The sequence below is a fragment of the Microvirga aerilata genome (assembly GCF_016743775.1).
In the GTDB taxonomy this organism is placed as follows: domain Bacteria; phylum Pseudomonadota; class Alphaproteobacteria; order Rhizobiales; family Beijerinckiaceae; genus Microvirga; species Microvirga aerilata.
The window spans coordinates 1-578 of sequence record NZ_JAEQMY010000369.1 but is presented as its reverse complement, the minus strand read 5'-3'; the positions used below and the strand labels follow the sequence as shown (position 1 = coordinate 578).

Genomic DNA, 578 nt, shown 5'->3' with positions numbered 1-578 from the left:
CGGCTGGCGTCCGAGTTGCCCGAGGGCTTCGGCTTCGAGTGGACGGGACAGTCGCTCGAGGAGATCACCTCCGGTTCGCAGGCGCCGCTCCTGTTCGGGTTGAGCATCCTGTTCGTCTTCCTGCTGCTGGCGGGACTGTACGAGAGCTGGTCGATCCCGCTGTCGGTGATGCTGGTGGTGCCGCTCGGCATCATCGGATCGGTGCTGGCCGTGATGGTGCGGGACATGCCCAACGACATCTACTTCAAGGTCGGCCTGATCGCGATCATCGGCCTGTCGGCCAAGAACGCCATCCTGATCGTGGAGTTCGCCAAGGACTACTATGCCGAGGGCAGGTCCCTGCTGGATTCCGCGGTGGAGGCGGCGCGCCTGCGCTTCCGCCCGATCGTCATGACGTCCCTGGCCTTTGCGCTCGGCGTCGTGCCGCTCGCGATTGCCACGGGACCGAGCGCGGCGAGCCAGAACGCCATCGGCACGGGCGTTCTCGGTGGCATGATCTCGGCAACCGTGCTGGCGATCTTCTTCGTTCCCGCGTTCTTCGTCTTCGTTCTGAAGACCTTGAGAACGAAGCGGCCGTC

At 64.9% G+C, this 578-nt stretch carries 1 protein-coding gene; it reads left to right on the top strand.

The genetic code is table 11. The features are described 5' to 3' along the window. A partial coding sequence (locus JKG68_RS32855; protein ID WP_202066668.1) for an efflux RND transporter permease subunit occupies nt 1–578 on the top strand: 578 nt, incomplete at both ends.